This is a genomic window from Delftia sp. S65 (genome assembly GCF_016516495.1).
Taxonomy (GTDB): domain Bacteria; phylum Pseudomonadota; class Gammaproteobacteria; order Burkholderiales; family Burkholderiaceae_C; genus Comamonas; species Comamonas acidovorans.
The window spans coordinates 36059-58628 of record NZ_JACVUR010000016.1; the positions used below are offsets into that span (position 1 = coordinate 36059).

Here is a 22570-nt window from a genome sequence, read left to right on the forward strand (position 1 = left end):
CTAGGGTTCACGCCTAAGGCGCCGCACAACGGCCCTGTCCAGAATTGACGGGCCATGATGCCTTCACCCAGCCAAATCATCGTCTTCGCCACGCCGGCCTTTTTGCTGCTGATCGCGCTGGAATGGGGGGTGAGCCTGTGGCGCGGGCGCAATGCCTACCGGCTGGCCGATGCCGTCAGCTCCATCAGCCTGGGCATGCTCAGCCAGACCAGCGCCGTCTTCACCCAGCTGCTGCGCATAGGTCTGTACACACTGGCCTTCGATCATGTGGCGCTGTGGCGCAACGATGCCTTCTGGACCAGCATTCCCGGCTGGCTGCTGGCCCTGCTGCTCTATGACTTCTGCTACTACTGGCTGCACCGCATGGGCCATGAGGTGGCCGTGCTGTGGGCAGCCCACGCCGTGCACCACCAGAGCCAGGACTACAACCTGTCGACGGCGCTGCGCCAGACCAGCTCGGGCGCGCTGCTGGGCTGGCTGTTCTACCTGCCCATGGCGCTGGCCGGCGTGCCGCCGCTGGTGTTTGCCATCGTGGGCCTGATCGATCTGCTCTACCAGTTCTGGGTCCATACCGAGCAGGTGCGGCGCCTGGGCTGGTTCGACCGCTGGTTCTGCGCGCCCAGCAACCACCGCGTGCACCACGCCGTCAATGACTGCTACCTGGACAGGAACTACGGCGGCATCCTCATCGTCTGGGACCGCATGTTCGGCACCTTCAAGCCCGAGGACGACAGCGAGCCCTGTGTCTACGGCACGCGCGGCCTGCTGCAAAGCTGGGATCCGCTGTGGGCCAACGCCGTGGTGTACCGGCAACTCATCCATGACAGCTGGCATGCGCGGCGCTGGAGCGACAAGCTGCGCGTCTGGATCAAGCCGCCCGGATGGCGCCCTGCCGATGTGGCGCAGCGCTTTCCCAGGCCGGCCTTCGACCTGGACGCGCACCGCGTGCTCTACGCACCGGGGATGGAACGCGGCCTGCGCTGGTTTGCAGGCCTGCAGTTCGTGGCGCTGATCGCCGGGGTGTCGCTGTTTCTCTGGCATGCCGACCAGTCCTCGACGGCCCGCAATGCACTGTGGTTTGCCGTGCTGCTGGCCTGCCAATGGGCGCTGGGCGCAGCCATGCAGGGGCGCATCAGCCTGTGGCTGGCACTGGCCATCGAGGCCGGCGCACTGGCCACCGCCACCGCCGCGCTGGACATGCTGCACTGGCACTGGCTGTTCAAGCCGCTGACCATGGTCTTTGCGCTGATCGCCGTCATGCAGCTGTGGCGCGGCAGCGCGGCCTTCTCGGCACTGGCGAAACCCGCGCGCTGCGCCTGCTGGCTGGCCGCGGCACTGGCGGCATCCCTGGCGGGCGACGTGTTCCTGATGCTGCCCGATCTGTTCATCCCGGGCCTTGCCAGCTTCCTGCTGGCCCACCTGGCCTATATCGTGCTGCTGCGCCAGGACGCACCCTGGTTTGCGCACCGGCCCTCGCTGGCCGCCACGCTGGCCCTGGGCGCGGGAATGTATGCCGTGCTCTGGCAGGGCGGCCTGCCCGCCGCGCTGCGCCTGCCCGTGGCCGCCTATGTGCTGGTCATTGCGCTGATGGCGGCGCAGGCCCTGGGCCGCGCTCGGCATCTGGGCGGCAAGGCGGCCTGGCAGGTGGCCATGGGTGCCTGCTTCTTCATGGCCAGCGACTCGCTGCTGGCCATCAACCGATTTGTGCAGCCCTTCGACGGCGCGCAAGCCGGCGTGCTGTCCACCTACTACGCGGCGCAACTGCTGATCGTGCAGGGCTGGCTGGCCCGTGGCGCATCGACATCAGGGTTGACCCGAAGCAGCTCGCAAGGCACAATCGAGGGATCGCATTTTCAGGAGTCCTCCGTGGACAGTGCCAGTTCAACCAGTGACAAACAGCGCGCCGCAATGGCTTCGCTGCTGGCTGACTGACCGACTCCTGTGATGGGAGCGGCCATGTCGGTCGGCTTCCATCCATTGCTGCGTTTCCCCTTGGAATCTTCGCGCCGCCCGGCGCTGCAGTGGCGCTTGGCCTGCATCAGGCACGCCGCTCCTGCACCGAAGATTCCAATGGCTGTTGATCACTGACCGCGTGCCCGTGTGGCTGCCATCGAGCAGCGCCCGGCCCACGCTGCTTGACGGCCCTGCCTACGGCGGTCTTCCTGGTTCGCCAAGGAGAAAGCCATGTCCACACCGTTCGTCCGCCCCGCAATGCAACGCCTGCAGCCTGCCACTGCCGCGCCCTGCCCCGGCGCCACCGGCACGCGCGTGGCTGCCTCCCAGGCAGCAATGCAGGCCAAGGCACAGGCACAGATGCAAGCCCAGGCTCCTTCGGCCATGGAGCACGCCATGCACCTGGACCTGCAGACCCACTGGCCCACGCACCGCATCCGCAGCTTTCTGAGCCTGCAGCCGCGCTGAGCGCGCGCCGCGCCTTTGTCCGTCCCCTCGTCAGAAAGGAGTTCCCCCATGGACCCCGATCCGAGTCGATCTTGCCCTGACCCCTCCGACACGGTCCGGCCGCACATGCCTGCGGCCCTTCCGCCTCATCCCAAGGCCCCGGCCGGGAGACCCGAGCACGTCCATTGATGGATAGGTGCCGGGCTTCTTTCGGCCGCAACGAAAGAAGCCCGCCATGCAAAACGTCATCACCGCGCTGCGCACCACGCCGGCAACCACGCCCGCCACAGCACCCGTCTCCGCACGCGCCAGCCACACCTCCCGCGCCAGCACCCTGCAGCTGGCCCTGCAAGCCGCCATTGCGGCGCGCCACACCGGACAACTGCACGCCCTGCTGCAGCAACACGGCCCCGATCTCTTCGCCCCTGCCCTCGTGGCGCTCACGCAGCGCCAGCAGGCCGACGTTCTGCCCCTGCTGGCGGCGCAGGAGCGCGCCGAGGTCTACCGCCATCTGCCTGCCCATGCCCGGCGCCAATGGCTGCAGTCGGCCACCGTGACCCGCCCGCCGCTGCGCCGCCGCCTGCTGTGCGCCTGCCAGCGCAACTGGCACTGGCTGCGCGCCACCCTTCGGTCGAGCCAGGCCTGAGCCGCCAGGGAGGTCACCATGAAAAGCCTCAAGCACCTGTTCCAGGCGTTTCTGCGCAGCCGCCACGCCCTGGGGCTGTTCCGGCGCAATGCCCTGCCCTCGGGCACGGCCGTGCACCACTCGCGCTCGGTATCGCCGACCCTCACGCGCGAGCTGCTGCGCGCCTCGCGCGATGACATCGCCGCCGTGCTGGCGCGCACCGGCTCCAGCGAGGACGGCCTGACCCGCGAGCAGGCCCGCGCCGCGCTCACGCGTCTCGGCCCCAACGAGGTCGAGCACGAAAAGCCGCTGCCCGGCTGGCTGCACCTGTGGTACTGCTACCGCAATCCCTTCAACCTGCTGCTGACGCTGCTGGCCGTGGTCTCCTACGCCACGGAGGACATGAAGGCCACGGTCGTCATCGCCTCCATGGTGCTGCTGTCCACGCTGCTGCGCTTTGTGCAGGAAGGCCGCTCCAACCGCGCCGCCGCGCGGCTCAAGGCCATGGTCAGCAGCACGGCCACGGTGCTGCGCCGCAATGGCGGCCCCACGGCGCCAGCAGATGCCGACTCCGCAGACGCCCCGCACAGCGGCTTCGGCCAGCAGGCGCGCCGCTACGAGGTGCCACTGCGCGAGGTCGTGCCCGGCGACTTCGTGGTGCTGTCGGCCGGGGACATGATTCCTGCCGACTGCCGCGTGCTCAGCGCCAAGGACCTGTTCGTGAGCCAGTCCGCCATGACCGGCGAATCCCTGCCCGTGGAAAAGCGCGCCGACGCCAGTGCATCGAATGGCACTGGCGTGCTGGATGCCAGCAACCTGCTGTTCATGGGCACCAACGTGGTCTCGGGCACGGCGCTGGCCGTGGTGCTGGCCACGGGCAACCGCAGCTATTTCGGCACCATTGCCACGCGGGTGACCTCCAACGACCGCGCGCCCACGGCCTTCGAGACCGGGGTCAACAGCGTCAGCTGGCTGCTGATCCGCTTTGCGGCCGTGATGGTGCCCGTGGTGCTGTTCATCAACGGCTACACCAAGGGCGACTGGGCCGAAGCCTTCCTGTTCGCGCTGTCCGTGGCCGTGGGCCTGACGCCCGAGATGCTGCCCATGATCGTGACCTCCACCCTGGCCAAGGGTGCCGTGGTGCTGTCGCGCCGCAAGGTCGTGGTCAAGCGGCTGGACGCCATCCAGAACTTCGGCGCCATGGACGTGCTGTGCACCGACAAGACCGGCACGCTGACCCAGGACCGCATCGTGCTGGAGCGGCACACCGACGCCTTCGGCCAGCCCTGCGACGAGACGCTGCGCTTCGCCTACCTCAACAGCCACTACCAGACGGGCCTGAAGAACCTGCTCGACCATGCCGTGCTGGAACACGTGGAGCTGCACACCCAGATGCGCGTGGCCGAGGACTACCGCAAGGTCGATGAGATCCCCTTCGACTTCGAGCGCCGCCGCATGTCCGTGGTGGTGGCCGAGCGCAACCACCACCACGAGCTGATCTGCAAGGGCGCAGTCGAGGAGATCCTGGGCACCTGCACCCGGCTGCGCGAAGGCGACGGCACGCGCCCGCTGGACGAGGAGCAACTGGCCCGCGTGCGCCGCGTGACGCGCGAACTCAACCGCGAGGGCCTGCGCGTGGTCGCCGTGGCCATGAAGGAAGTGCCGCCGCACAAGAGCGACTACGGCGTGGCCGACGAGTCGGAGCTGACCCTGATCGGCTACATCGCCTTCCTGGACCCACCGAAGGAAACCACGGCCGAGGCGCTGGCCGCCCTGGCCGCGCACGGCGTGGCCGTCAAGCTGCTGACCGGCGACAACGAACTGGTGGCCGCCAAGGTCTGCCGCGATGTGGGGCTGCCCGCAGACCACATCATCCTGGGCACGCAGATCGAGCACATGAACGACGAGATGCTGCGCCAGACCGTGGAACGGCACCAGCTGTTCGCCCGGCTCACGCCGCTGCACAAGGAGCGCATCGTGCATGCGCTGCGCGCCAACGGCCACATCACCGGCTTTATGGGCGACGGCATCAACGACGCCCCGGCCCTGCGCGCGGCCGACATCGGCATCAGCGTGGACAGCGCCGTGGACATCGCCAAGGAAGCGGCCGACATCATCCTGCTTGAGAAAAGCCTGATGGTGCTGGAGCAGGGCGTGATCGAGGGCCGGCGCACCTTCAGCAACATGCTGAAGTACATCCGCATGACGGCCAGCTCCAACTTCGGCAACGTGTTCTCGGTGATGGTGGCCTCGGCCTTCATACCCTTCCTGCCCATGCTGCCGCTGCACCTGCTGGTGCAGAACCTGCTGTACGACCTCTCGCAGATCGCCATCCCCTTCGACAACGTGGACGACGAACTGGTGCGCCAGCCGCTGCGCTGGAACCCGGCCGACCTGGGCCGCTTCATGGTGTTCTTCGGGCCCATCAGCTCGCTGTTCGACATCCTGACCTTCGCGCTGATGTGGTTCGTCTTCGCCGCCAACACGCCCGAGCAGCAGACGCTGTTCCAGTCGGGCTGGTTCGTCATCGGGCTGCTCACGCAGACGCTGATCGTGCACATGATCCGCACGCCCAAGATCCCGTTCCTGCAAAGCCGCCCGTCCTGGCCGCTGCTGCTGGCCACGGCGGCCGTAATGGCGGCCGGCATCTTCCTGCCGATGGGGCCGCTGGCCGGCTACTTCAAGCTGCAGGCGCTGCCGGCGGCCTACTTCCCGTGGATGATTGCCATATTGCTGGGCTACGCTTGCCTGGCCACGCTGCTCAAGCGCGTCTACATCCGCCGCTACGGCTGGCAGTGACGCACCCTTCAACCCATTCACCAGGAAAGCCCGGAACCCCATGCAGGCCCTGCAGAACCTCAACCCCGGCGCCATGCTGGACACCTTCGTCAGCCTGACCACGGCCTTCGTGTTCGGCGCCCTCATCGGCCTGGAGCGCCAGGTGCGCCAGCGCACGGCGGGGCTGCGCACCAACACCCTGGTCGCCGTGGGCGCGGCCGTCTTCGTGGACCTGGCCGTGCGCCTGGGCGGGGCCGAGGGCGCCACGCGCGTGGTGGCCTACGTGGTCTCGGGCGTGGGCTTCCTGGGTGCGGGCGCCATCATGAAGGAAGGGGCCAACATCACCGGGCTGAACACGGCGGCCACGCTGTGGGGCTCGGCCGCCGTGGGCGCCTGCGCGGGCGCCAGCCTGGTGGCCGAGGCGGGCCTGGCCACGCTCTTCGTGCTGGCCAGCAATACCTTGCTGCGCCCCGTGGTCAACCGCATCAACCGCCGCCCGGTGGATGACGAATCCACGGAATCGACCTACTACGTCTACGCCATCTGCCACCGCGGCGCCCAGGGCGATGTGCGCGAGCAGATGCTGGAGCTGCTGGAGAACGCCAGCTACCCCGTGCGCGGCGTGGAAACCCACGCCTTCGGCCCGCAGGACACGGAGATCGAAGCCATGCTCTACGCCACCTCGGTGGACTCCGACGAGCTCGACCGCGTGATCGCCGCCATCGAGGCCCTGCCCGGCGTGCTGCAGGCCTTCTGGAACGCCGGCACGGAGGAGTGAGCCTGCGTCAGCTGGCGTCGTCGCCCGGCACGGGAAGGCCCAGGTGGCGGTACGCCGCCTGGGTCGCCATGCGCCCGCGCGGCGTGCGCTGCAAAAAGCCCTGCTGGATCAGGTAGGGCTCGATCACGTCCTCGATGGTGCCCGCCTCCTCGCCGATGCTGGCCGCGATGTTGTCCAGGCCCACGGGGCCGCCGTCGAAGCGGTGCACCACGGCCTCCAGCAGCTTGCGGTCCATGATGTCGAAGCCCTGGGGATCGACATCGAGCATGGCCAGCGCACGGTCTGCCAGTTCGCGCGTGATGCTGCCGTCGCCGCGCACATCGGCATAGTCGCGCACGCGGCGCAGCAGGCGATTGGCAATGCGCGGCGTGCCGCGCGAGCGGCGCGCGATCTCGAAGGCGCCCTCGTCGTCAATCGGCGCGTTCAACAGGCCTGCACTGCGCCGCACGATGCGCGCCAGCTCCTCGGCCGTATAGAACTCCAGCCGCGCCACGATGCCGAAGCGGTCGCGCAGCGGGTTGGTCAGCATGCCCGCGCGCGTGGTGGCGCCCACCAGCGTGAACGGCTGCAGGTCCAGCTTGATGGAGCGCGCCGCCGGCCCTTCGCCGATCATGATGTCGATCTGGTAGTCCTCCAGCGCCGGGTAGAGGATTTCCTCGACCACGGGCGACAGGCGGTGGATCTCGTCGATGAACAGCACATCGTTGGCTTCGAGGTTGGTCAGCAGCGCCGCCAGGTCCTTGGGCTTTTCCAGCACGGGGCCGCTGGTCTGGCGCAGGTTCACGCCCAGCTCGGCCGCGATGATGTGCGACAGCGTGGTCTTGCCCAGGCCCGGGGGGCCGAACAGCAGCACATGGTCCAGCGCCTCATTGCGCTTTCGGGCCGCGCCGATGAAGATCTCCAGCTGCTCGCGCGCCTTGGCCTGGCCCACGTACTCCTGCAGCAGCTTGGGGCGCAGCGCGCGCTCCATGGCCTCTTCCCCGCGCGAGACCGGCGCTGCCGAGATCATGCGCGGCTTTTCCGGGGCCTTGTCGGGCGGGAAGCCCCCCTGCGCAAAGCCGCCCTGCCCGAAATCGTCGGTATGGATGCTCATGCGCCGCTCACTTGGCCAGCGCCTTCAGCGCCAGCTTGATGCCTTCGGTCACGCCCACGTCGGGCGGCAGCTTCTTGAGCGCGGCGGCCGCATCCTTGTCGGAATAGCCCAGCGCCATCAGCGCCTGCACGATGTCGTTCTGGTCGTTGTTCACGAACAGCGACTGCGCGCCCGTATCGGCGCCGATCTTGCCCTTGAGCTCCAGCAGCAGGCGCTCGGCCGTCTTCTTGCCGATGCCCGGCACCTTGACCAGGCGGCCCACCTCCTGCAGCGTCACGGCCTGGGCCAGGTCCTCCACGCTCATGCCGCTGAGCACCGACAGCGCCATGCGCGGGCCGATGCCGCTGATCTTGATCAGCTCGCGGAACGCCTGGCGCTCGCTGTGCGTGCCAAAGCCGTACAGAAGCTGCGCATCCTCGCGCACCACGAAGTGCGTCAGCAGGCTGACCTTGGCCCCACTGGCGGGCAGGTTGTAGAAGGTGCTCATGGGCACCTGCACCTCGTAGCCCACGCCGCCGCAGTCCACCAGCACCTCGGGCGGGTTTTTTTCCAGCAGCGTTCCTGTCAATTTGCCTATCATTGGTGTCCTTTGCCGCCCTGGGGGCGGCTTTTCATGCCCGTCCGCAACCGAACGCCGGCCCATTCACAGGGTATGGCACCACGCCCTCGCGCTGGCCGCCGCCCGGAATCTCTGGAATTATCCGCGTGATCCTGCGCCACACCTTCACACCCCACGACAACAACCGGTTGAGCCACGTCTGCGGCCCGGCCGACGCGCACCTGCGCACCATCGAGATCGCAATGGGCGTCAAGATCGCCCACCGCCACGAGCAATTCAAGATCGACGGCCCCAAGGCCAAGGCCAACGACGCCCTGGAGCTGCTGCAGGCCCTCTACGAGATGGCCGACGACCCCATCCTGGACGACTCCCTGCAACTGATGCTGGCCGGTGACACCGAACTCATCGAGCAGCCCCAGGACGCCATCCAGCTGTCCACGCGCCGCCCCGACCTGCGCGCGCGCACGGCCAACCAGTCGGCCTACCTGGAGAACATCGCCCGCCACGACATCACCTTCGGCATCGGCCCGGCCGGCACCGGCAAGACCTACCTGGCCGTGGCCTGCGCCGTGGACGCGCTGGAGCGCAGCGCCGTGCAGCGCATCGTGCTCACGCGCCCCGCAGTGGAGGCAGGCGAGCGCCTGGGCTTCCTGCCCGGCGACCTCACGCAGAAGGTCGATCCCTACCTGCGCCCGCTGTACGACGCTCTCTACGACCTCATGGGCTACGAGAAGGTGCAAAAGGCCTTCGAGCGCAATGTGCTGGAGATCGCGCCGCTGGCCTTCATGCGCGGGCGCACGCTGAACAACGCCTTCGTCATCCTGGACGAAGCGCAGAACACCACGCCCGAGCAGATGAAGATGTTCCTCACGCGCATAGGCTTCGGCGCCCGCGCCGTGGTCACGGGCGACGTCAGCCAGATCGACCTGCCCAAGGGCGCCCTGAGCGGCCTGATCGATGCCGAGCGCGTCTTGAAGCGCGTCAAGGGCATCGCCATCAACCACTTCACCAGCGCCGACGTGGTGCGCCACCCGCTGGTGGCCCGCATCGTGGACGCCTACGACGCACGCGGCCAGGCCCCTGCGCGCCGTGCCGCACCGCGCCTTGCCGCGCATTGATCCCGACAGCCACAGCAGACGCCCGCCCACGGGCGCTCCAAAGCACAAGCCCAAGCTCACGCCCACGCACTCCCCCATGTCCCTGAACCAACTGCAACTGTCCCTGCAATTCGCGCGCTTTGCCGAGGCGCCCGTCCACCGCGCCGTGCTGTCCCGCAGCAAGGTCACACGCTGGATACGCCACGCCCTGGCCGTCGATGCCGAAATCACCGTGCGCATCGTCGACGCCGATGAAGGCCAGCAGCTCAACCGCGAGTACCGGCAAAAGGACTACGCCACCAACGTCCTGACCTTCGACTACCAGCAGGAGCCCACCGCCATGGCCGACCTGGTGCTGTGCGCCCCCGTGGTCGAGCGCGAGGCGCGCGAGCAGAACAAGACGCTGGAGGAGCACTACGCCCACCTGCTGGTGCATGGCACGCTGCATGCCCAGGGCTGGGACCATGAAACCAGCGAGCAGGACGCCGAGGAAATGGAAGCCTACGAGACCGAGATCATGGTCGAGCTGGGCTTTGCCGACCCCTACGCCAAGTAGGCGGCACCAGGGCCCGCGCGGGCCTCAGCGCGCCGTATCGATGACGATCCGGCCGCGCACCTGGCCGGCAAGCAGCCTGGGCGCCAGCGCAACCGCATCGGCCAGGCCCGCCTCTTCGGTATTGCGCTCCAGCACCTCGCGCGGCAGTTCGGCGGCCAGCCGCGCCCAGGCCTGCTCGCGCCGCGCCTGCGGCGCATAGACGCTGTCGATGCCCAGCAGCGACACGCCGCGCAGGATGAACGGTGCCACGGAAGCCGGCAGGTCCAGCCCCTGGGCCAGTCCGCAGGCCGCCACGCAGCCGCCGTAGCGCAGGCTGGCGCACACATTGGCCAGCGTATGGCTGCCCACGCTGTCCACGGCCGCCGCCCAGACCTCCTTTTGCAGCGGCTTGCCGGGCGCATCCAGGCTGCTGCGCTCCACGATCCGCGCCGCGCCCAGCGCCTTCAGGTGCTCGGCCTGTTCGGGCCGCCCGGTGCCGGCATGCACCTCGAAACCCAGGCGCGACAGCAGGGCCACGGCAATGCTGCCCACGCCGCCATTGGCCCCCGTCACCAGCACGGGGCCGCTGGAGGGCGTGATGCCATGCGCCTGCAGCGCCATCACGCACAGCATGGCCGTATAGCCGGCCGTGCCTATGGCCATGGCATCCCGTGCGCTGAAGGCCTCGGGCCGGCGGATCAGCCAGTCGCCGTTCACGCGCGCCTGCTGGGCGAGCCCGCCCCAGTGGGTCTCGCCCACGCCCCAGCCGTTGAGCAGCACGGCATCGCCGGGCTGGAAACGCGCGTCCTCGCTGTCCAGCACCGTGCCGGCCAGGTCGATGCCCGGCACCATGGGGAACTGGCGCACCACGGGCGAACGCCCCGTGATGGCCAGTGCATCCTTGTAGTTGAGCGTGGAATGCGAGACGGCCACGCGCACCGCGCCGGCGGGCAGGCTGGCTTCGTCCAGCTCCACACACTCGGCACGGGTTTCACGCGGTACGGGTTGGGTCAGCAGCAAGGCTTTGAACATGGGGTCTCCAGCAAGGCAGTGGCAAAGGAATCCAAAGGCAATCAGGACTGCGGCGCGCCCAGCACGCCGCTGCGGCACAGGCGGGCGATGGCCTCGTCCGCCATCCCCAGTTCCCGCAGCAGCGCAAGGTTGCCATCGCCCAAGGCGGGGGCCGGCGCACCCGGCAGGGGCTCGGCATCCATCCACCGGAACCCCAGTCCCGGAGTGTCCACCGCAGCGCCGCCGGCGCCATAGCTCACAGGTGACACGGTGCCGGCAGCGCGGGCCTCGCCCAGGAATTCGCCCAGGCGCCGCACCCTGGCGGCAGGCACGCCCACGGCGTTGAGCCGGGCTTCCATGTCCCGTGCGCTGCGTGCGGCGAAGGCCTCGGCCAGACATGCCTGCAGCCGCTGCAGCGCGGACGCATCGCGCGCGGCGACAAAGCCGCCCTCGGGCGCGTTGAAGGCATCGAGGTCGAGCAGCGCGGCGTCCTCGCACAGGGCATCGAGCCCCAGCACGCTGGCGAGCCTGCGAAACTGCTGCGGCGTATTGGCGGCCGTGGACAGCCAGCCGTCGGCGCACCGGTAGGTGTCGGCCGCCGGGCTGCCCGTATAGCCCCGGTTGCCCACGCGCCGCGGCTCCACGCCGTGGGTGAGATAGGTACAGGCATGCGGGTACATCAGCATCAGCGAGGCCTGCAGCATGGAGGCATCGATGCGCTGGCTGAGCCGCTCGCCAGGCGCCCGGGCGTTGCGCTGGTGCAGGGCCGCCGTGACCGACAGCGCCCCCAGCATGCCCACCGCCACGTCGATCACGGGAAAGCCCACCTTCACGGGCGGCGCTTCCTCGTCGCCCCCCGCCATCATCATCATGCCCGTGAGCGCCTGCACCACATGGTCATAGGCGCCCCGCCCGGCCCACTCGCCCTGCTGGCCAAAGCCCGAGATGGAGCAATACACCACGTCGGGACGCACCGCCCGGATGTCCTCGTAGCCCAGGCCGTGGCGCGCCACCACGCCGGGGCGGAAGTTCTCGATGAACACATCGGCCGTGCGCGCCAGGGCACGCACGATGTCCGCGCCCTCGGGCTGGCGGATGTCCACCGACAGCGAACGCTTTCCCGCATTGAGCGCCACGAAGCCCGAAGGCATGCCGCCCCCGGGCTCGCCGGGCGCCCGGCTGTTGCGCATGACCTCGCCACGCGTGGGCTCGACCTTGATGACCTCGGCCCCGAGCTGGGCCAGGTAGTGCGAGGCCAGCGGCCCCGCGATCACATGCGACATGTCGATGACGCGCACTCCTTGCAGCGGCTTGTCCATACCCGTCTTGCCTTTCCCTGGTTCAACTGTTGGCGGTGATGCCGGCCAGCTCGATGATGGCGGCCCACTTGCGGTTCTCGCTGCGCACGAAATCGGCGAAGGCCTGCGGCGAAGCGCTGGCCGTGGCCTCGTTGCCGACAGCCTCGAACGAGGCGCGCAGCGCTGGCTGGGCGGCGGCCTGGCGCACGGCGGCGTGCAGGCGCTCGACCACGGCAGGGGGCGTCCTGGCCGGAGCCCACAGCCCGAACCAGGACTCCTGCACCGCCAGCTCGCTGCCCAGCACCTCCTGCAGCGTGGGCACCTCGGGCAGCTGCGCCAGGCGCTTGCGGCTGGTCACCGCCAGGGCCCGCAGCTTGCCGCCCTGCACCTGGGGGATGCCGGTGCCCGCCACCGGAAACGCATACTGCGTATCGCCGCGGATCAGCGATGCCGCAATCTCCACCGATCCCTTGAGCGGTATGTGCGTGACCTGCAGGCCCGCCAGCGAGGCCAGCGTGGCGCCCGCCAGATGGGCCGAAGTGCCTATGCCGCCCGAGCCGTAGTTGGCCTGCGCCGGCTGGGCCTTCAGCCCCGCGATCAGCTCCCGGGCCGTGCGCCAGGGCGCATCGGCACGCACCACCAGCACCGTGGGCGATGAGGCCAGGTTGCTGACGGGCGTGAAGTCGCCGATGGGGTCGAAGCGCAGGCCCGGTTGCAGCAGCTTCTGGATCAGGTGGGTGTTGGAGCCCATCAGGCAGGTGTAGCCATCGGCGGGCTGCTGCGCCACATACTGCGCGGCCAGCACGCCGGCCGCACCCACCTTGTTCTCGATCACGATGGACTGCCCCAGAATCTCCCCCAGCACCGGGCCGGCCTGGCGCAACTGCACATCAGGCCCCCCGCCCGCCGCATACGGGGAAATCACCCGCACCGGCCGGCTCGGAAAATCGCTGGCCCGCACCAGCGGAAGCGCGGCAGCCGCCAGGCTGCCTGCCAGAAAGACGCGTCTGTCCATGGTCCTGTCTCCTTGTCGCTTGTCGTCGTGGGGTCACGATAGAACGGCAGGCCCATTTCCAATAGTGATATGTTTGGATGGATGGCAAACCTCCGGTAATCACTCCACCCCCGGGAACATGCACGACTTCGACCCGCAACGCCTGCTGTCGCGGCTGCGCTTCAAGCACCTGCAGCTCCTGCTGGCCCTGCACCAGGGAGGCAGCCTGCGCGCCGCGGCCGGCCTCATGCATTTGACCCAGCCCGCGCTGAGCAAGGCCCTGGGCGAGATCGAGGCGGCCTTCGGCGTGACCCTGTTCCTGCGCAATGCGCGCGGGCTCGAACCCACGGCCCAGGGCGAGATCGCCATCCGCGGCGCGGCCATGCTGCTGGCCGAGCTGCGCCATCTGGGCAGCGAGACCGCCCAGCAACCGGCCATCACCTTGCTGCGCATCGGCACCCCGCCCTTCGTGGCACAGGGCTACCTGCCCGGCGTACTGGCGGACCTGGCCGCACAGCAGCCCCATGTGCGTGTACAGCTCAAGGAAGAACGCGTGCCTTTGCTTGTGCAATGCCTGCTGGACGGCCAGCTCGATGCCCTCATCACCAGCTACCCCACCGAGCTGCCCGAGGCTGCAGGCCAGCCGCTGCGCTACGAAAAACTGTTCGACACCGGCTTCACCGTCATCGCCCCGCCGGACCACCCTGCAGGCCACGCGCGCAGCAACCGCTGGGAGGAGCTGGCGCGCCAGCGATGGATCCTGCCCACGCGCAGCTCCATGCTGCGCCGCATGATGGAAGAGGTGTTCCGCCGCGAAGGCGTGATCGCGCCCACGCCCGTCATCGAATCCACCAGCCCCTTCACCAACCTGCAACTGGTCCGGGCCGGCCTGGGGCTCAGCGCCGTGCCCGACTCCACGCTGCAGGCCTCGCCCCGGTCGCTGGGGGTGCGCAGGGTGCATGTCACACCTGCCATCTCCATGGGCCCCGTGGCGCTGATCTACCGCAGCGCCGTCGCCAACCCACGCGTCGCACTGCTGCGCGCCACGCTGGGCCTGCCCGGCCCGGTGGTGGAGCCGCCCTAGTCGCCAGGCGGCCACCACGCCGGCGCGATCCTGTCCTTTTGCGCAAAGCAGCCCTGACCCCGCCGACATGCCGGTGCGACAGCCCGGCCGATGGTCCGGCACTAAGATCGGCCTCGACCTATAACACCGGCCTGGCCGCGCAAGGCCACGGCGGCCTGCCGATGCCCGGCCCCAGGAGGAGACAACACCCATGTGGGACATCGCCCTGCTCATGAGCGCCGCCTTCGTGGCCGGCGCGCTCAATGCCGTTGCCGGGGGCGGCAGCTTCCTCACCCTGCCCGCCCTGGTCTTCACCGGCGTGCCGCCCGTGGCCGCCAACGCCACCGGCACCGTCGCCCTGCTGCCCGGCTACATGGCCGGTGCCTGGGGCTTTCGCCAGGACATGGAGCCGCCGCCCGGCCTGGGCATGCGCGGCGTGATCGTGCTGTCGCTCATCGGCGGCTCGCTGGGCGCGGCCCTGCTGCTGGTCACGCCCGACCACCTGTTCCGCAAGGTCGTCCCCTGGCTGCTGCTGGCCGCCACCGCCATGTTCGCCTTCGCGCCCCAGCTCAGGCGCATGGCATCACGCGGCAGCGCCGAGCATGCCGCCCATGCATCGCCCCTGAAGGCCGGCGCCGGCATGCTGGCCGTGGCCATCTACGGCGGCTACTTCAACGGCGGCCTGGGCATCCTGCTGCTGGCCCTGTTCGGCCTGCTGGGCCAGACAAGGCTGCATGCCATGAACGGCATGAAGAACCTGGTCTCCGCCCTGCTCACGGCCATTGCCGTCGCCATCTATGCGGCCGGCGGCGTCGTGCAGTGGGAACAGGCCCTGGTCATGATGATTGCCGCCACCGCAGGCGGCTACGGCGGCGCCCGCCTGGCGCGCCGCATCCCGCCCGAATGGCTGCGCGCAGGCATCGTGCTGACGGGGCTGGTGATGGCGGGGGTGTTTTTCTGGAGGCAGTGAGGCGGGGCTTTTGAAGAAGGGCCGCTGCTCAGGCCTTCCTTGGCCGCTGCCTATTCTTTGGCGGCTGTGCATCCACCGGTGCTGTCTCAGCAGACACCAATGGCATTGCACGCAGGCTTTCAGCAACCCTGCGTGCGACGTCCTCTTTCCATGAATCATCCTGGGTCAGCGTCAAAACGGCCACATCCGCAAGCGACGCCGCCATCGCGGACCGAACGGCCACATCCTTTCCAAAGTCTGCTTTGGCGCCGGTTGCGTCAAGGCTGCTCTCCAGCCTCGCAATGATTTCTGCGTTCACGCTGCGATTGTTGTTCTTGGCAACGAGGGTGAGCTTTTCACGCAGCTCCACAGGCATACGCAACGGGTAGGACGGCACTTGCTTGTCAGTCATCCGCCAGATTCTGGACATCAGAAAGATTCATGACAAAGAATCTATTTGACATCAAACAATCAAAGATATCTAATAGATTCATAGTGGCTCACCACGCACCAATACCGAATCGGGAGGAGTTATCGACATGGATGCCACGTCCAAGCAGTCGCACCCAGTAGACACCGCTGCCTGGCCCACCATGCAGCAAATGATCGCCCTGTCCATTGCCCGCGCAGAGATGGGGCTGGTTGCCCTGATCGAAACACGCTGTGCCGACATGGACTGGCATGACGCGGATGTAGAGGTGGACCTGGCCGCAGACCTGGCGCTGAATCACATCCGGCAAATTCGGCACAAGGTATTCGAGGACGCCAGCGAATTCGACAACGAGTGGTACCTCGCCCGCGCAGCCATCGCCCTCGCCGCCAAGTCCTTCCGCCGGCCACAGAGCCTCTACGCCCGGCACCTGAAACTGCTCTTGCAACTGTTTGATGAAGCACCGTCCTTTGTGGAATACGCGGAGCATGGCCCGGAAGGTTGAGGGCAGGCAGGCCTGTGCCGCATCCAGGGCGGTCGGCTTTCATGTGTCGAATGACTGGGCGGAAGTGGACGAAAAAAAGCGCCTTGCTTTCACAAGGCGCTTTCGCATTTCAATAGCCGGAGAGTGTCACTGCATCTGCTTCAGATTCCCGATGCGCACCAGCATTTCCGTGAACATCTGCATGTCGGCGCGCAGGTCCGGCAGTTCCTTGTATTCGAGCGCGTTGTGCGCCGTGTACTTCTTGCCGGGCATGGCAGGGCCGAAGTTGATGGCGTTGGGCATGAGCTTGGCCGTGGTGCTGCCGGCCGTGGGCACGGGCTTGGCGTCCAGGCCCGTGGTGTCGCCGAAGATGTTGAGCAGGGTGGACAGCCAGGCGCCCTTGGGGTCGCGCGCCATCCAGTTGCCCTGGGTGTATTGCAGGGTCAGGGGGACCTTGGCGGCCGCGCTCCAGCGGGTGATGCGTTGCTCGACTTCGGTGCGCAGTTGCTCGGGCGTCTTGCCGCGCGGCATGCGCACGTTGGTGGTGACTTCCAGCTTGCCGTCTGCCGCCTTGATGAGGTTGGGCGACAGGGTCAGCGGGCCCATGAAGTCGTCGGCATAGGCAACGCCCAGCTGCTTGCCGAAGTAGTCGAGGCCGAAGGCGCCGTTGATGTAGCGCAGGGCGTTGCTGTAGGCATTGGGCTGGACCAGGGCCACGCCATCGGTGGGCATGAGCACCTGCTGCAGGAACAGCGTCAGGCGCGGCACGGGGTTGACGCCTTCCTCAGGGCGCGAGCCGTGGGCCGAGGTGCCCGTGACCTTGACGGTGGCTGCGGTGCCGCTGCGCTGGATGTCGATGGTGAACGGCCCGCCCTGCCCTGCATAGCTGGTGGTGAAGTCACCCTTGGCCGCCTGCAAGCGCGCGGCGATGGCTTCGATGGCGGCTTCGTCGCCGGCCGTGATGGTGGCGGTGGCAGTCTGCGCAATGGCGTTGGCCGAGGCGGCGCCGGCCATGGCGGTGATGGCGGGCTGGGCGGGGTCGGCCTTCACGTCGTCGAACACGGCCTTGAGCGCGCCCGAGCCTTTTTCCGCGACGACGGCTGGGTACTTGCTGTCCAGCACGATGTTGTAGGCGGGCAGCGTGGTCTTGCCCTGGTAGTACTTCATGGCGTCGCCGCCGGTTTCCTCGGTGGTCTCGATCATGAGCCGAATGCCGCGCGACAGGGGCAGGCCGCTGTCCTTGACGGCCTTCATGGCGAACAGCACGGTGGCGATGGAGCCCTTGTCGTCGATGGTGCCGCGCCCGTAGAGCTTGTCGCCCACGCGCGTGACCTTGAAGGGGTCGATGGCCTGGCCATCCAGCACCCATTCGGCGGGGACGACGGGGACGACGTCTGCATGGGTGAGGATGCCGAATTCATCGGTGCCCGAGTTCGAGGCGCTCGCGGTGTTCGCAGGCAGGGTGACCTCGAAGATGCGGTTGTCCACGTTGCGGTACTGCAGGCCGAAGTCCCTGGCCATCTGCTGCACCAGTTCGCCAAAAGCCAGGATGGCCGGGCTTTCATGGGGCGGCACCTTGGGGTCGCGCACCGTGGGCAGGGCGACCATGCGCTCGATGCTGGCCAGCACGGCCTGCTCCTGCGTGAGCCGCGTGTACAGGCCCAGCAGGCGGGCGATGTGGTTGAGTTCATCCCCCGTGAGCGCGGCGCCTGCGGCATGGCGCTGCACGGCCTGGGCGATGGCAGGCTGCGCGGCTGCGGCCTGCTTCAGGAAGCTGGCGAAATCGGTGGGTGCCGGCTGCGCCTGGGCCAGCGCGTCCAGCGCGGGCTTCCTGAGGGTGTCGGCGCCGGCCGCGCCGCTCCACGCCAGGGCCATGCTCATGGCAAGGGCCAGGGTGGAGGCTTTGAACGGATGGTTCTTCATGGTCGTCGGTCTGTCGATGAATGCTGAGGCCGCAAGAATACGGGCTTTGCAGGGCTTTTCCGGCCAGGACGTGCTCGCAGATCGCGCCAGAATCCGCCCCAGAACAGCAGGTCTGCGGCGCGCTATGCCGCGGTGGCCGGAGCTATCGACAGCGGAATGGTCACGGGCCCGTCGTTGAGCAGGTGCACCTGCATGTCGGCGCCGAAGCGGCCCGTGGCCACGACGGGATGCAGGGCGCGCGCCCGCTGCACGATGTAGTCGTACAGGCGCTCGCCCTCGGCCGGTGGCGCGGCGCGCGTGAAGCTGGGGCGGTTGCCGCCGCCGGTGTCGGCCGCCAGCGTGAACTGGCTGACGATGAGCAGGCCCCCGCAGGCGCCCTGCCCGTCCAGGTCCTGCACGCTGCGGTTCATCTTGCCCGCGTCGTCGGCAAAGATGCGCAGCTTGAGCATCTTGGCCAGCAGCTTGTCGGCTTCGGCCTCGGTGTCGCCGCGCTCTGCGCAGACCAGGGCCAGCAGGCCGGGTCCTATGCTGCCGGCGACCTGGCCGTCGATTTCCACGCGCGCCTGTTTCACGCGCTGCAGGATGCTGATCATGGTTCGGGGTTCGGTTTCTTGTCGGTGGATGGGGAAGGAGTGTCCGCCTGGCCTGCCGCCTCGATGGCGGCTTCCATGGCGGTCTGCATGCCCAGGGGCAGCAGCTCGATGCGCGCGTACAGGCCGGGCACGGCCTGCAGCAGTTCGGCCTCGATCTCGGTGCGCAGCCGCGCGGCGCGGGCCACGCTCCAGTCGCCGGGCACATGCATGTGCAGGTCGGCAAAGCTGCGCTCTCCGGCACGCCGGCTGGAGATGTTGTCGAAGGCCACGCCATGCTCGCGGTGCGCATGGCGGTCCAGAACGGCGTCGATGCGCAGGCGCTCGGGCGCGTCCAGCGCCTGGTCCATCAGGCCCTGGGAAGACTGCCAGACCAGTTGCGCGCCCTGCACGCAGATGTTGAGCGCCACGCCTATGGCCACAGCCGCGTCCAGCCACAGCCAGCCCGTGAGCGATGCGCCGATCAGGCCGATGACGACGCCGGCCGAGGTCCAGACATCGGTGAGCAGGTGGCGGGCATCCCCCTCCAGCGCCATGGAGCGGTGCTGGCGCGCCGAGCGCAGCATGGCCACGGCCAGCAGGCCGTTGAGGGCCGAGCTGACCACGGACAGCGCCAGGCCCCAGCCCAGTTGCTCCAGCGGCTGCGGGTTCCACAGCCGCGCCAGCGCCGCCCAGGCGATGGCCAGGCTGGCGCCGATGACCAGGATGCCCTCGAAGCCCGCAGAGAAGTACTCGGCCTTGTGGTGGCCATAGGGATGATCGGTGTCGGCCGGCCGCTTGGCGATGGTGACCATGGTCAGCGCGAACACGGCACCGGCCAGGTTGACGAAGGATTCGAGCGCGTCCGACAGCAGGCCCACCGAGCCCGTGAGCCACCAGGCCAGGGTCTTGAGCACGATGGTCAGCAGCGCCACGACCACCGAGATGCGCAGCAGGCTGTGCGGCGCCATCCAGTCGGGTGCGTTGGCGGTAGATGGAGTGGACTCGGCCATGCTGCGCTGCGATAGGTGGGGGTGCCGTGGATTAGACCACTGCGCATGCGATGCGCATGCCAGAATCCGCGCCATGAACTGGTGGCGACATGCGGCATGGTGGGTGCTGGCCTGGGCCGTGGCCGCAGGCTGCGGCGCGGCCTGGCTGGCGCATGGGCGCCTGCAGTCGCTGCGCGAGGTCTTCGATACCGATGCCCGCATTGCCCACCGGCTGCTGAGCCAGCGCATGGTGCAGCACGATGCCATCCTGGGCACGCTGGCGCTGCTGCAGCCGCGCCAGCCCGCGCCCGACCAGGCCTCGTGGAAGCAGTTGCCGCGCCTGTATCCGCAGGTGCTGGATGTGGCGCGCCGCTCGGCCGCCGCAGGCGAGTCCTGGCCCGAGCCCTGGCCGCACGGCATGGCCGAGGCCGAGCGCCGCTCCCAGGCCAGCGGCCATGCCGAACTGGCCCTGGCCGATCTCACCCGGGGCCGCCTGTACCTGGTGCAGGCCGGGCTGCCGGCCAGCTATGCATTGCTGCTGGACCTGCGAGCCACCATTCCCGCCGACGAATGGCCCATGCCACCGGCCACCAGTCCGGTACGCGCCTGGCTGGCGCTGGGCGGGCAGGAATTCCTGATCCAGCCAGGCAGCACCGGCTCGCCAGGCTGGAACACATGGTCCTGGGAGGTGAGCAAGACCCTGGCCTCACCCAGCCAGCCGCTGGTGCTGTACCTGCGCCAGCCGCTGGACGCCTCGGTGCTGCCCTGGACGGCCATGCTGGGCTGGGCCCTGGGCTGTGCGCTGGCCATGGCAGCGCTGCGCGCCCTGCTGCGCCAGCGCGTGGCCCGCCGCCGCGCCGAGCAGTTGCTGCAGCTGGGCCAGGTGGCGCGGCTCAATACGCTGGGCGAACTGGCCGCAGGCATGGCGCATGAGCTGAACCAGCCGCTGACGGCCGTGCTGTCCAACAGCCAGGCCGCGCGCCGCCTGCTGGCCGAGGACCCGCCCGAGATGGACGCCGCCCGCCAGGCCATGACGCAGGCGGCCGAGCAGGCCAAGCGCGCGTCCGCCGTGGTAGGCCGGCTGCGCCGCCTGGTGGAGCAACCGGGGCTTGCGCCCCAGGCCGAGCCGCTGGATCTGAACCAGGCCGTTGCCGAAGCGCTTTACCTGCTGGAGCCCGAGCTGCGGCGCCGCCAGGTCCAGGTCAAGGTGCAGATGAAAGTGCAGGCCGCCGATCTGCCCGCCGCCCAGGCCGACCCCGTGGCCGTGCAGCAGATACTGCACAACCTGCTGGTCAATGCGCTGCAGGCCATGCACGAGCAGCCGCCCGCAACACGCCATCTGCGGGTGGAGCTGGAACGACGCGATACCCGCCTGCTGGTGGCGGTGCAGGACAGCGGACCCGGCGTGGCGCCCGAGATGCGCCAGCGCCTGTTCACCCCGTTTGCCACGGGCCGCGCCCAGGGGCTGGGCCTGGGCCTGACGTTGAGCCAGAGCCTGGCCGAATCCATGGGCGGCAGCCTGGAGCTGGCCGCCTCGGGACCGGGCAGCGGAGCCCGCTTCGAGCTGCTGCTGCCTGCGGCGTGCGCCAGTGCATGCGCCAATGCATCCACGGCACGCGCCGCCCCCACCGCATCCACACCACCACCGAACCCATGACCGCCGCGCCTGCCCAAGACCTGTCCCCGCTGATCCATCTGGTCGATGACGACGAGGCCGTGCGCGACAGCCTGGCCCTGCTGATCGGCACCGTGGGCCTGCGCGTGCAGTGCTGGGCCGATCCGCTGGCCTTTCTCGAAGGGCTGGACCGCCAGGGCATAGGCGCCATCGTGATGGACGTGCGCATGCCCGGCATCGGCGGACTGGCCCTGCTGGGCCGGCTGGTGGAGCAGGGCGTGGACCAGCCCGTGATCATGCTCACCGGCCATGGCACGGTGGACATGTGCCGGCGCGCCTTCAAGGCCGGCGCGGCCGAGTTCCTGGAAAAGCCCGTGGACGACGAAGTGCTGATCGACGCGCTGCAAGGCGCCGTGCGCCAGCATGTGCAGTCGCGCGAACGCCAGCAGGCCGACCGCGATGCGCAACAGCGCTTCGCCCAGCTCTCGGCGCGCGAGCGCGAGGTGCTGGCGCTGATCGTTCAGGGCCTGACCAACAAGGAGATAGGCCGCAGCCTGGAGCTGTCGCCGCGCACGGTGGAAACGCACCGGGCCAACCTCTTCGCCAAGCTGGAGGCGCCCAGCCTGGCCCAGCTCATACGCCGCTACGCCAGCCTGGCGGACACGGCGGCAGGCGCCTGAAGCGCCACCTCCTCGCCCAGCAGCGCGCCTGGCTTCTCCGTATTTCTACGCAGCGCCGCGCGTAGCCGTCCGAATGGTGCGCGGCGGCGGCATTTTCTACAGTGCATGCATGTCGTCCGGGCTTGTGGCCCGGGCCGTACCGACCCCCAAGGAGAAGACCATGCAACGCCACGCCACCAAGCTCGCCACCCTCGCTGCCCTGACCCTGGGCCTGATCACCACCGCCGCCCAGGCCGAGGCCGTGCGCACGGAAAAGAACATGTCGCTGGAGCTGGCCAACCAGATCGCCGCACGCAGCGTGGCCGCCTGCGCCGCCGACGGCTATGCCGTCACCGCCACAGTGGTGGACCGTGCCGGCACCGTGCGCGCCGTGCAGCGTGCCGACAATGCCGGCCCCCACACGCTGGAGGCCAGCCGCCTGAAGGCCTATACGGCTGCCTCGGCCAAGAACAGCACGCTGGCCATCATGGAAGGCGCGCAGAAGAACCCCGGCGCCGCCAACCTGGTGAACATTCCCGGCTACCTGCTGCTGGGCGGCGGCCTGCCGGTGAAGGTGGGCAACGAGGTGATCGGCGCCGTGGGCATCGGTGGCGCGCCCGGCGGCCATCTGGACGACAAGTGCGCCCAGGCTGCACTGGGCCAGGTGCAGGACCTGCTCAAGTAAAGAAGCCGCGTCGCACGTGATGCGGCGCTGCAA

22 protein-coding genes are annotated in these 22570 nt (G+C 68.8%); 13 read left to right on the top strand and 9 right to left on the bottom strand.

The window, feature by feature from the left end:
- Nucleotides 1–57: 57 nt before the first annotated feature.
- The 5 genes from IAE24_RS15095 to IAE24_RS15115 all read left to right on the top strand — a co-directional run bounded on the left by IAE24_RS15095 (nt 58) and on the right by IAE24_RS15115 (nt 6581).
- Nucleotides 58–1932, top strand: a complete 1875-nt coding sequence (locus IAE24_RS15095; protein ID WP_199961071.1) for a lysoplasmalogenase family protein — start codon at nt 58–60, stop codon at nt 1930–1932.
- Between the two features lie 252 nt (nt 1933–2184).
- Nucleotides 2185–2421, top strand: a complete 237-nt coding sequence (locus IAE24_RS15100) for a hypothetical protein (protein WP_012203161.1) — start codon at nt 2185–2187, stop codon at nt 2419–2421.
- A 214-nt stretch (nt 2422–2635) separates the two neighbouring features.
- Nucleotides 2636–3046, top strand: a complete 411-nt coding sequence (locus tag IAE24_RS15105; protein ID WP_199961040.1) for a hypothetical protein — start codon at nt 2636–2638, stop codon at nt 3044–3046.
- Nucleotides 3047–3064: 18 nt separating this feature from the next.
- A complete protein-coding gene (gene mgtA, locus IAE24_RS15110; RefSeq protein ID WP_199961041.1) occupies nt 3065–5824 on the top strand; it encodes a magnesium-translocating P-type ATPase in 2760 nt (919 codons plus the stop codon).
- Between the two features lie 40 nt (nt 5825–5864).
- Entirely contained in the window at nt 5865–6581 is a 717-nt protein-coding gene (locus tag IAE24_RS15115; protein WP_012203158.1) for an MgtC/SapB family protein, read from the top strand.
- Nucleotides 6582–6588: 7 nt separating this feature from the next.
- Here the strand turns inward: IAE24_RS15115 and ruvB are convergent, their stop codons facing one another.
- Both ruvB and ruvA read right to left on the bottom strand, forming a co-directional pair.
- Nucleotides 6589–7674, bottom strand: coding sequence for a Holliday junction branch migration DNA helicase RuvB (gene ruvB / locus IAE24_RS15120; protein WP_199961042.1), 1086 nt, complete (start codon nt 7672–7674; stop codon nt 6589–6591).
- Between the two features lie 7 nt (nt 7675–7681).
- Complete coding sequence (gene ruvA, locus IAE24_RS15125; RefSeq protein WP_199961043.1) at nt 7682–8254, bottom strand: Holliday junction branch migration protein RuvA; 573 nt, start codon at nt 8252–8254, stop codon at nt 7682–7684.
- Between the two features lie 125 nt (nt 8255–8379).
- On the opposite strand from ruvA, the gene IAE24_RS15130 reads away from it, so the two are divergent.
- Nucleotides 8380–9351 (top strand): PhoH family protein, encoded by a 972-nt coding sequence (locus IAE24_RS15130; protein ID WP_012203155.1) that lies wholly within the window; start codon nt 8380–8382, stop codon nt 9349–9351.
- A 76-nt stretch (nt 9352–9427) separates the two neighbouring features.
- Complete coding sequence (gene ybeY, locus IAE24_RS15135; protein WP_063328018.1) at nt 9428–9886, top strand: rRNA maturation RNase YbeY; 459 nt, start codon at nt 9428–9430, stop codon at nt 9884–9886.
- Between the two features lie 24 nt (nt 9887–9910).
- Here ybeY and acuI read toward each other — a convergent pair whose 3' ends face one another.
- From acuI to IAE24_RS15150, 3 genes are read right to left on the bottom strand one after another with little or no spacing between them, the layout of a single operon-like run.
- Nucleotides 9911–10897: an acrylyl-CoA reductase (NADPH) gene (acuI, locus tag IAE24_RS15140; protein ID WP_099751873.1), complete on the bottom strand. Its 987-nt coding sequence runs from the start codon at nt 10895–10897 to the stop codon at nt 9911–9913.
- 41 nt (nt 10898–10938) lie between these two features.
- Nucleotides 10939–12195, bottom strand: coding sequence for a CaiB/BaiF CoA transferase family protein (locus tag IAE24_RS15145; RefSeq protein WP_199961044.1), 1257 nt, complete (start codon nt 12193–12195; stop codon nt 10939–10941).
- A 22-nt stretch (nt 12196–12217) separates the two neighbouring features.
- A complete protein-coding gene (locus IAE24_RS15150; RefSeq protein ID WP_013804299.1) occupies nt 12218–13189 on the bottom strand; it encodes a tripartite tricarboxylate transporter substrate binding protein in 972 nt (323 codons plus the stop codon).
- A gap of 118 nt (nt 13190–13307) precedes the next feature.
- Here IAE24_RS15150 and IAE24_RS15155 point away from each other — a divergent pair, with 118 nt between their 5' ends.
- Both IAE24_RS15155 and IAE24_RS15160 read left to right on the top strand, forming a co-directional pair.
- Nucleotides 13308–14252: a LysR family transcriptional regulator gene (locus tag IAE24_RS15155; RefSeq protein WP_047472503.1), complete on the top strand. Its 945-nt coding sequence runs from the start codon at nt 13308–13310 to the stop codon at nt 14250–14252.
- Between the two features lie 190 nt (nt 14253–14442).
- Nucleotides 14443–15201: a sulfite exporter TauE/SafE family protein gene (locus tag IAE24_RS15160; protein WP_012203149.1), complete on the top strand. Its 759-nt coding sequence runs from the start codon at nt 14443–14445 to the stop codon at nt 15199–15201.
- A gap of 28 nt (nt 15202–15229) precedes the next feature.
- On the opposite strand, the gene IAE24_RS15165 is transcribed toward IAE24_RS15160, so the two are convergent.
- The gene (locus IAE24_RS15165) at nt 15230–15592 is read right to left on the bottom strand and encodes an Arc family DNA-binding protein (RefSeq protein WP_199961045.1); all 363 of its coding nucleotides are present in this window, start codon (nt 15590–15592) and stop codon (nt 15230–15232) included.
- A gap of 127 nt (nt 15593–15719) precedes the next feature.
- On the opposite strand from IAE24_RS15165, the gene IAE24_RS15170 reads away from it, so the two are divergent.
- Nucleotides 15720–16115 (top strand): hypothetical protein, encoded by a 396-nt coding sequence (locus tag IAE24_RS15170; RefSeq protein ID WP_199961046.1) that lies wholly within the window; start codon nt 15720–15722, stop codon nt 16113–16115.
- A gap of 126 nt (nt 16116–16241) precedes the next feature.
- Here IAE24_RS15170 and IAE24_RS15175 read toward each other — a convergent pair whose 3' ends face one another.
- From IAE24_RS15175 to IAE24_RS15185, 3 genes are all read right to left on the bottom strand, one after another.
- Nucleotides 16242–18017, bottom strand: coding sequence for a dipeptidase (locus IAE24_RS15175; RefSeq protein WP_199961047.1), 1776 nt, complete (start codon nt 18015–18017; stop codon nt 16242–16244).
- 122 nt (nt 18018–18139) lie between these two features.
- On the bottom strand, nt 18140–18610 hold the full coding sequence (gene dtd, locus IAE24_RS15180; protein WP_199961048.1) for a D-aminoacyl-tRNA deacylase: 471 nt from the start codon (nt 18608–18610) through the stop codon (nt 18140–18142).
- On the bottom strand, nt 18607–19599 hold the full coding sequence (locus IAE24_RS15185) for a cation diffusion facilitator family transporter (protein WP_199961049.1): 993 nt from the start codon (nt 19597–19599) through the stop codon (nt 18607–18609). Before IAE24_RS15185 ends, dtd begins: the two co-directional genes overlap by 4 nt.
- A 73-nt stretch (nt 19600–19672) precedes the next feature.
- Between IAE24_RS15185 and IAE24_RS15190 the strand changes: the two genes are divergently transcribed.
- The 3 genes from IAE24_RS15190 to IAE24_RS15200 all read left to right on the top strand — a co-directional run bounded on the left by IAE24_RS15190 (nt 19673) and on the right by IAE24_RS15200 (nt 22537).
- Nucleotides 19673–21235: a sensor histidine kinase gene (locus IAE24_RS15190; protein ID WP_199961050.1), complete on the top strand. Its 1563-nt coding sequence runs from the start codon at nt 19673–19675 to the stop codon at nt 21233–21235.
- Nucleotides 21232–21873 (top strand): response regulator transcription factor, encoded by a 642-nt coding sequence (locus IAE24_RS15195; protein WP_013804314.1) that lies wholly within the window; start codon nt 21232–21234, stop codon nt 21871–21873. Before IAE24_RS15190 ends, IAE24_RS15195 begins: the two co-directional genes overlap by 4 nt.
- A 160-nt stretch (nt 21874–22033) precedes the next feature.
- Nucleotides 22034–22537: a GlcG/HbpS family heme-binding protein gene (locus IAE24_RS15200; RefSeq protein ID WP_170962090.1), complete on the top strand. Its 504-nt coding sequence runs from the start codon at nt 22034–22036 to the stop codon at nt 22535–22537.
- The last annotated feature ends 33 nt before the right edge of the window (nt 22538–22570 follow it).

Bases quoted from the DNA above. Each gene is read 5' to 3' on its own strand.
- dtd (WP_199961048.1), bottom strand. From the start codon at position 18,610: ATGATCAGCATCCTGCAGCGCGTGAAACAGGCGCGCGTGGAAATCGAC.
- IAE24_RS15195 (WP_013804314.1), top strand. From the start codon at position 21,232: ATGACCGCCGCGCCTGCCCAAGACCTGTCCCCGCTGATCCATCTGGTC.
- IAE24_RS15190 (WP_199961050.1), top strand. From the start codon at position 19,673: ATGAACTGGTGGCGACATGCGGCATGGTGGGTGCTGGCCTGGGCCGTG.
- IAE24_RS15100 (WP_012203161.1), top strand. From the start codon at position 2,185: ATGTCCACACCGTTCGTCCGCCCCGCAATGCAACGCCTGCAGCCTGCC.
- IAE24_RS15145 (WP_199961044.1), bottom strand. From the start codon at position 12,195: ATGGACAAGCCGCTGCAAGGAGTGCGCGTCATCGACATGTCGCATGTG.
- mgtA (WP_199961041.1), top strand. From the start codon at position 3,065: ATGAAAAGCCTCAAGCACCTGTTCCAGGCGTTTCTGCGCAGCCGCCAC.
- IAE24_RS15165 (WP_199961045.1), bottom strand. From the start codon at position 15,592: ATGACTGACAAGCAAGTGCCGTCCTACCCGTTGCGTATGCCTGTGGAG.
- IAE24_RS15105 (WP_199961040.1), top strand. From the start codon at position 2,636: ATGCAAAACGTCATCACCGCGCTGCGCACCACGCCGGCAACCACGCCC.
- IAE24_RS15150 (WP_013804299.1), bottom strand. From the start codon at position 13,189: ATGGACAGACGCGTCTTTCTGGCAGGCAGCCTGGCGGCTGCCGCGCTT.
- IAE24_RS15115 (WP_012203158.1), top strand. From the start codon at position 5,865: ATGCAGGCCCTGCAGAACCTCAACCCCGGCGCCATGCTGGACACCTTC.
- acuI (WP_099751873.1), bottom strand. From the start codon at position 10,897: ATGTTCAAAGCCTTGCTGCTGACCCAACCCGTACCGCGTGAAACCCGT.
- IAE24_RS15185 (WP_199961049.1), bottom strand. From the start codon at position 19,599: ATGGCCGAGTCCACTCCATCTACCGCCAACGCACCCGACTGGATGGCG.
- IAE24_RS15170 (WP_199961046.1), top strand. From the start codon at position 15,720: ATGGATGCCACGTCCAAGCAGTCGCACCCAGTAGACACCGCTGCCTGG.
- IAE24_RS15175 (WP_199961047.1), bottom strand. From the start codon at position 18,017: ATGAAGAACCATCCGTTCAAAGCCTCCACCCTGGCCCTTGCCATGAGC.
- IAE24_RS15095 (WP_199961071.1), top strand. From the start codon at position 58: ATGCCTTCACCCAGCCAAATCATCGTCTTCGCCACGCCGGCCTTTTTG.
- ruvA (WP_199961043.1), bottom strand. From the start codon at position 8,254: ATGATAGGCAAATTGACAGGAACGCTGCTGGAAAAAAACCCGCCCGAG.
- ruvB (WP_199961042.1), bottom strand. From the start codon at position 7,674: ATGAGCATCCATACCGACGATTTCGGGCAGGGCGGCTTTGCGCAGGGG.
- IAE24_RS15160 (WP_012203149.1), top strand. From the start codon at position 14,443: ATGTGGGACATCGCCCTGCTCATGAGCGCCGCCTTCGTGGCCGGCGCG.
- ybeY (WP_063328018.1), top strand. From the start codon at position 9,428: ATGTCCCTGAACCAACTGCAACTGTCCCTGCAATTCGCGCGCTTTGCC.
- IAE24_RS15200 (WP_170962090.1), top strand. From the start codon at position 22,034: ATGCAACGCCACGCCACCAAGCTCGCCACCCTCGCTGCCCTGACCCTG.
- IAE24_RS15155 (WP_047472503.1), top strand. From the start codon at position 13,308: ATGCACGACTTCGACCCGCAACGCCTGCTGTCGCGGCTGCGCTTCAAG.